This window comes from Desulfomicrobium macestii, assembly GCF_014873765.1.
Classification (GTDB): Bacteria; Desulfobacterota; Desulfovibrionia; order Desulfovibrionales; family Desulfomicrobiaceae; genus Desulfomicrobium; species Desulfomicrobium macestii.
The window spans coordinates 1-4062 of the sequence record NZ_JADBGG010000074.1 but is presented as its reverse complement, the minus strand read 5'-3'; the positions used below and the strand labels follow the sequence as shown (position 1 = coordinate 4062).

The following is a 4062-nucleotide window of genomic DNA, read 5'->3' as shown; positions in this document are numbered from 1 at the left end:
TTAGGGGTGCACACCAAGTGGCTCCATTAAGGGTGCCGATGAACTGGCTCCATTAGGGTGCCGACGTTTTGGCTTCATAGGGGTGCTGATCAACACTAGTTCAAGAGTTAGAAATCGGGGTCCATTCGTCATATAAGCGGTGCATCCACTTCCACCCACATAATGATCTGACGCAGGAACTTATCGTGTCCCTTGCCGAGACCTGCCAACAAGTGAGCACGTTTCTCCAAGCGATCAAACATAGGTGTCCCCATGATCAACCCCTGTTCATCAGAGGTCAGGCCAAAGGAGAACCCAAGGCCATAGAGGGCTTCGTGGTATCCGGCTTCTTCAAGGATGGTGACTCTCATGTTAGGCCACCTCTTCCAATCCAAAGTGATTCATGAGGAACTCAAAGCCCTTGGCTGTGATCCGGCCATGCGCTGCCCCGTAGCCAGTGGTGTCATTGATCCGCAACTTGCAGGTCATGTAGCCAGCCGCAACAACATGCGCTCTGGGTGTCACCTTCTTGGTGGTAGCGAAGAGCCAGTTCAGGTTGAGCCGCAGGTACTGCCCCAAGGCTTTGCCAGAGGCGAACCCGAGGGTCTTGGCTGCACGGGTCAGATCGATGGTCCCATCGGAACCCATGTACTTGTCGTACTTCTCGACCTTCGGGAGCATGGCAGCGGTCTGTGCTTCCAGGGCCTGACGCTTCTCCATCTGGTCAGCCCAAGCACGGGCGGCTTCGACGGGGTTGTTGAAGTTGGGGATGGCTACCATCTGGTTCTGCCTGATGTGGGCTTCCATCCGGTTGAACTCGGAGATGTACTTCTCCTTGAACTCAGCGGCTCTGGCTCCGGTGAAGCCCATAGCCAGGAAGGTGAACCCGTCGCGGGTCATGAGGTACATGGGGGACTTCCGCTTGACGGGACCAGCTTGGACCTCGATCTCCGTAAGCTCAAAATTGAGCCGACGGAATTCTTCAGAGCAATCAAGAGCTTCGATGTCACGGAGGACGTTCTTGTGCATCTTCACGAACACCCCAGCCACCTTGAGGGAGGTGGTGATAGGCTTACCTTCGTGATCAATGACAAGGTTGGACAGTGCGGCGTAGTTGATGATGGTGGTAGACATGAGGTATCTCCTTGAGTTTGTTGTTTGATAAGAAGGACCAAGCGTAACCAGGGACAGGATGAACCCACCCAGGACAGCGGCTTGGCCGCTAGAAGAGTAAACCCCTCTGGGTGCGCTGTGCTTGGCCTGAGTGGAACCAGGAGTGGGAAGCGTGAGGGGTGTTGTTCGGGGATCAGTGAGTTTCTGACCACGAAGGACCGATCTTGAATTCACCTGTGGTCGGACAAGCGAAACCGAAATGCTCACCGGCCAGCCGGATGGACTCTGCGAACAAAGCCCCGACCTGCTCGGCTACATCTGGACGGGCGAGGAACTGGGCCTCATCCTTTCCCTTTGTTCTCCGGCAGGTTATCCCTAGGGCAGGAGAAAACGACCTTCATATTTCGATTCTAAGGCCCTTCAAATATCATCTTGACTATTGACATCATCTTCAAGCTAGGACGCCCGAGAGGGGCGATTACAGGTCAAATAGAGGCATGCCTCTGTTTTGGCAGAAACCTGCCTTGTAAGCCCTTGGTTCGTCTAGGTGCCGGGAGGGATGGAGGTCAAAACTAGAGCTTCTCTGTCTTTGAGTAATACCGGGCACCTTCAGGCTTGGCCTGCTATTTCCCTACAGCTTGGCATGATGACGGCCCCCATGCCCTGGCTGGAGGTGAAGACCTCATGTCGGATATGGAGCCTGTATGCTGAAGCTTTAGCTGGGCTGATCGATGTCAGTGTTCTAGATATTGACCATGAACAGGGTCCCTATCCAAGCCCCCTTTGGTAAACATAAGGTGTCCTAAGGTACTCCTAAGGTTTCCCTTAAGGTGTATCTTATAATTATCTCTTATCATTATCTCCTAAAATTCTCCTTCCTCCGGAGGGGTCCCTTTAGGGGCTTTCTCAAAGAGTGGTCCCTAATTCTAAGTGATTAAGATGATTCACATTTTCAACCAGCCCTTAGAGGGTCTTCCACCACTTACAGATTTGCCTGATAAAGATAATAATCCTGGATGGTTAACCCCTTCTATAAGCAGAAGGTCTCCCCTTTGGTTATACCTTAAGATCTCCTTAGGTTATACCTTAAGGGAATCTATAGTATTATCTTTCATTATTATCATCTAATCAGTCCTATCTATTCATCCTCTTCCAGAGGTCTCCCGATAGGTTACTCTAGATAGGGGTCTTTCTCCCTTGTCCTATATGTGGCATTAATAGATAAATAATTAAGATAATTGATGATAATGCAACAAGCCAACATCCCCTATGCCAAGGCGAGAGGTCGGCCCAAAGTTCCCCGGCTCCTTTGGCTCGCAACCTCTCGTACTCCATAGGTTCCCTCCCAGCTCAAGCGGCGGCGTTGGTCCACTTCCTCCTGGCTCGTTCTTCACTGGCCAGGGATGCGCCAGCACTAGCGCCGGGAAGGTCCAGTTCAACCAGCCAGCCGGAAGGCAGTTCAACCCGGACAGACAGACCTTCAGGGCCTACAAGCTCAACCTTCAGGGGCAAGCCCAGGCAATGCGGCTCTTGGGTGATGGCGTATTCCTCGACAACTTCTAGGGCCTTGGCGGTATGTAGAAGGGTGTCTAAGCGGGTGGGGTCTATGGCTTGTCCCTTCAGTATGCCCAGAGGGGCCAGGAGGTCGGCTACAGTATCAGCAGGGAGCCCCAGCATGGTGGATAAGCGGGTGACTGCGTGGACAGATGATAGGGACTCTGTGAGGCGGTGGCATAGGGCTTCAGTGGTGGTTCTGGTTCCTGTGGTTGGCTGTCTCTCTTCGATCTTGTACATGGCTTGTGAGGCTCCTTGATGAGTTATGAGTTTGAAGATGAACACGGTAACAAAGAGAAAGGGTTACTCTATGTCCATGTTCCTTCATCTCGTCAACAAGAACGCTTACCCATCCGGTGGATTAAATTTCTACTTCGTCCACCGCTCAGATAATCCGACGTTCGTTCCACCCCCGGCCAGTGTTTGGCCCTGGCTGGCTCTAGGTTTCCTCGGGGTTTCTCTGACTGCAAACGCTCCTCATCTTTTTCCTTATTCTGATGGTGACTTCCGGTGAAACAACATTCGCCCCAGTGCCTTGCCTGAGAGGATGCGGCCTTGAGGTGGCCAGGATTCGTTGACCAGGGTGACATGCGGGGCGGATGGCTTAAACCCCCCAACGTATCCGAGGGAGTCCTTCTGTCCTTTTCCTCGAACAACAACGAGCAAAGAGCTATCTTCTCCAAAGCCTTTGAAAAAGATGCGGATATACCTGCGTCCGTCCTCCCAATCGTAAAGGCTTGGACTAAACACGATCTTCTCGATGGATTTCTGAAGAAGTTGGAAGACTCGCCTACGCGCCGTCAGTTGTTCCTCTCTGGCTGTCAGTAGTTCCTTGGGCGTGTCCTCGTTGTGCAGGTGTTCCTTCTCCAGGGCCAGGACTTGTCGCTCGATCTTGATGAACAACTCAAGGGCATCTTCGATTTCCCCGTAGGCCTTCCCTGCCCCTGCGATCCTCTCCTGTTCCTCCGTGATCTGGAAGCGTAGCTCCTCCACCTCCGTGGATAGTTCGCCCTTCTGTCGCTCCAAGGCGTCCAGGCGGTCCAGCATGGTGACGCTGTCGGGGCGTTCAAGGAGGATGTCAGCCAGCTTTTCGAGCTTTGCCCCTACGTCCGTCAATGCCTGTTCCTTGGTGGCCAGGAGGCCTTCAAGCCTGTTCAGTTCCTCCTTGCCCTTGGCGTAAAGGGAAGGGAACAACTCACGAAAATCAAGTTCCAGTAGGTTCAGCAGGATATGTGCTTGAGCCTCCGGATACTTCCAGCGGGGAGAGGTACAACCCAGCCTCCTCTTGGCGTGGGAGCATATGAGGTAACTTCCTCCCTTTGTGGACTGCCTTAAGGATGACGGACACGGCTTGAGAGGTTATCTTCCGCTCATGAGGAGACACACATGGGAAGATCAGCCAAGTATTCAAAAGAA

At 52.8% G+C, this 4062-nt stretch carries 4 protein-coding genes; all 4 read right to left on the bottom strand.

Translation table 11 applies throughout. The annotated features are described in order from the left end of the window. Nucleotides 1-128: 128 nt before the first annotated feature. The gene (locus tag H4684_RS20290; protein ID WP_192625147.1) at nucleotides 129-350 is read right to left on the bottom strand and encodes a hypothetical protein; all 222 of its coding nucleotides are present in this window, start codon (nucleotides 348-350) and stop codon (nucleotides 129-131) included. 1 nt (nucleotide 351) lies between these two features. Then, complete coding sequence (locus H4684_RS20285; protein WP_225940592.1) at nucleotides 352-1113, bottom strand: phage regulatory protein/antirepressor Ant; 762 nt, start codon at nucleotides 1111-1113, stop codon at nucleotides 352-354. Nucleotides 1114-2442: 1329 nt separating this feature from the next. Next, nucleotides 2443-2769 (bottom strand): hypothetical protein, encoded by a 327-nt coding sequence (locus H4684_RS20280; RefSeq protein ID WP_192625146.1) that lies wholly within the window; start codon nucleotides 2767-2769, stop codon nucleotides 2443-2445. A gap of 366 nt (nucleotides 2770-3135) precedes the next feature. Continuing rightward, nucleotides 3136-3840 carry a hypothetical protein gene (locus H4684_RS20275; protein WP_192625145.1) on the bottom strand — a complete coding sequence of 235 codons (705 nt, stop codon included), beginning with the start codon at nucleotides 3838-3840 and terminating at the stop codon, nucleotides 3136-3138. Between the last annotated feature and the right edge of the window lie 222 nt (nucleotides 3841-4062).

What these genes read in the sequence shown, in the direction of transcription:
- H4684_RS20290 (WP_192625147.1), bottom strand. Translation starts at nt 350, where the DNA reads ATGAGAGTCACCATCCTTGAAGAAGCCGGATACCACGAAGCCCTCTAT.
- H4684_RS20285 (WP_225940592.1), bottom strand. Translation starts at nt 1,113, where the DNA reads ATGTCTACCACCATCATCAACTACGCCGCACTGTCCAACCTTGTCATT.
- H4684_RS20280 (WP_192625146.1), bottom strand. Translation starts at nt 2,769, where the DNA reads ATGCTGGGGCTCCCTGCTGATACTGTAGCCGACCTCCTGGCCCCTCTG.